Source organism: Hydrogenimonas sp. (assembly GCF_029933015.1).
Lineage (GTDB): Bacteria > Campylobacterota > Campylobacteria > Campylobacterales > Hydrogenimonadaceae > Hydrogenimonas.
Window position 1 is genome coordinate 1 of sequence record NZ_JAOZOZ010000086.1, and the last position, 2,287, is coordinate 2,287.

Here is a 2,287-nt window from a genome sequence, read left to right on the forward strand (position 1 = left end):
TTTCAGTGGCAATGCAGCTTGTAGATCAGTCTCGTTTTCGCAAAATAGGGCGGATAGGGCATGCGGATGGTGAAGGGGCGTACTTCGCCCGGTTCCAGGTATTTGGCGACGATGAACTCTTTTTTGATCGTGTTGGGACGCGTCTTTCGTTCTTTGTGGGATTTGAAAAAATCTCCGAATCCCGAAGGCTGGTAGATCTGGCTGCCGCTCAGTTTTCCCGATTCGACGGGGTTGTTGATCAGCTTGATCGTCAGTCTGCACTGTCCGATTTTGAATTTTCCCACATTCTGGACACTCCCTTTGAAAACGATCTCTTCGGTTCTGAGGATTCTGTGGTTTTCGATCGAGAGGAGTTTCCCTTTTTTCGTGTATTTGTCCAGGACGAACATGCTGAATACGGCGGCCGTGACGGTGACGAGAAAGGAAGCGAAAACCATCGACCAGAAGACGTTGCGCCGCGTCTCTTTTTTCGAAATGACCACGAGCAGTATGAAGAGGGCAAGAAAGAAAAAGAGAACCAGCCAGTGGACAATGGTCAAGTAGATCATGGATAGCACCTCGCCTGAACGCTTACGTTGAAATCTTTTTCGTTGCTAAAATGATCGACGATTATCCTGAAGGGTTTAGAAACGCCGCGCTCGAGCGGCAGATCGTAGTGTTCGATGTGGACTTTGAGCGGTTTGAGAAACGCCGCCATCTCTTTGAGCGGCCCACGCGACCGGTAGACGGAAACGACAAAATCGCAGGTGGAGTAGTCGATCTTTCCGCTGTTTGTAAGGGTGCCCTCCACGATCAGGGATCGGCTGTAGTTGAGAGGTTTCACTTTCGTGACGGTGATATCGGTGGCGCGTATGTATCTGTCCAGCGCATATTTGATGGCCGGCGGACCGAAAAAGAGCAGGAAGAGTCCCAGAAAGAGCAGAAAATAGGAGAAGGCTCTCTTTTTGATGAAGAGGGCCAGAACGACCAGCAGGAATCCGAGAAAAAGGATCCAGCCGAGGGCCATATAGTCATATTTCGTCAGGGAATGGAGTGTATAGTGGAGATAGTGTCTGAGAATTTCAGCCATCGACCCGACTGTTCTTCTCTTCGATGCCGCTCATGCCGAAACGGCGGGCGAGTTCCTGTCTGATGCGGTCGGGAGAGATCTCCTTCTTGCCGAGAGCGACCAGGACATGATAGGTCAGGTCGGCGCACTCGTAGATGATCTCCTCGTCGTTTCCGTCTTTGACGGCGAAGCAGAACTCTCCGGCCTCCTCGACCACCTTTTTGAGCATGCTGTTCTCTTTGCCCTGAAGGAGTTTGGCGGTATAGGAGCTTTTCGGGTCGCCGTGGCGCCGCTCGAGAATCGTGTGGTAGAGGGTGTCGATGACGCCGTAGACCGCCGTCGCGTCGACTTCCGCTTCGCTGACGGTCCTTTCGGCCTGAATGTCGGTGAAGAAGCAGCTCTTTCTGCCCGTATGGCACGCCACACCCTTCTGGTGGACCAGCAGCAGCAGGGTGTCGGCGTCGCAATCGAGCAGCATCTGTACGATCTCCTGGGTGTGGCCGCTCGTCTCGCCCTTTTTCCAGAGGCGCTTTCGGCTCCTGGAGTAGTAGTGGGCGTATCCCGTTTCACGGCTCAGCTCGAAAGCCTCTTCGTTCATGTAGGCGAGCATCAGTACCTCTTTGGTGTCGGCGTCCTGGACCACGACGGGGATCAGAGGCGTCTTTTCCCAGTCGATCTTCATTACGGTATCGGCCATCCTTTACCCTTTCGTCTCCGTCGTCACTGGCCGACGACGGAGCTGCGCTGTTTGTCTTTGGTATCGATCCAGATGTTCGGGACCGCGCCGCCGGGCGTCAGGAAGATCTTGGCGTCCCTGTTGGTCTTGAGCGCTTCGTTGAACTTGCCCTGGACCTCGATCTGGCGGAGTTTGAGAAGCTCGTCGCTCAGCGAATCGCTGATCAGCTTGTTCGCCTTCGCCTGGGCTTCGGCTTCGATGCGGATGCGGTCCGCCTCGCCCTTGGCCTGGATCTTTTTCGCCTCGGCCGTACCGTGGGCCAGCGCCGCTTTCTTTTCGGCCTCCTGCTTGGCTCTGAGGACTTCGTACTTGACCCGCTCCGCCTCCTGCTTGGCGATCTGGACCCGCTCGATCTGATCCTTGATCTTCTGGGGCAGGATGATCGATCGCAGCTGCACGGCTACCAGCTCGACCGGGTTGTGCTCGAGTTTGTCGATCTCTTTGGCGATGTCGCTTTGGATCTTGATGGCGATCTCGTTACGCTTGACGGGAAGCTCCTCGGC

The 2,287-nt window shown here is 55.0% G+C and carries 4 protein-coding genes; all 4 read right to left on the bottom strand.

Annotated features, from left to right (window positions below; genetic code table 11):
- Positions 1-2: 2 nt before the first annotated feature.
- Positions 3-548 (bottom strand): DUF2393 family protein, encoded by a 546-nt coding sequence (locus Q1K23_RS06635; protein ID WP_300363360.1) that lies wholly within the window; start codon positions 546-548, stop codon positions 3-5.
- On the bottom strand, positions 545-1,069 hold the full coding sequence (locus Q1K23_RS06640) for a DUF2393 family protein (RefSeq protein ID WP_300363361.1): 525 nt from the start codon (positions 1,067-1,069) through the stop codon (positions 545-547). The genes Q1K23_RS06635 and Q1K23_RS06640 overlap by 4 nt, the downstream gene beginning before the upstream one ends.
- On the bottom strand, positions 1,062-1,745 hold the full coding sequence (hisIE, locus tag Q1K23_RS06645) for a bifunctional phosphoribosyl-AMP cyclohydrolase/phosphoribosyl-ATP diphosphatase HisIE (RefSeq protein ID WP_300363362.1): 684 nt from the start codon (positions 1,743-1,745) through the stop codon (positions 1,062-1,064). The genes Q1K23_RS06640 and hisIE overlap by 8 nt, the downstream gene beginning before the upstream one ends.
- Positions 1,746-1,768: 23 nt before the next feature.
- Positions 1,769-2,287: SPFH domain-containing protein (locus Q1K23_RS06650; RefSeq protein ID WP_300363363.1), on the bottom strand; the 519-nt coding region annotated here is incomplete at its 5' end.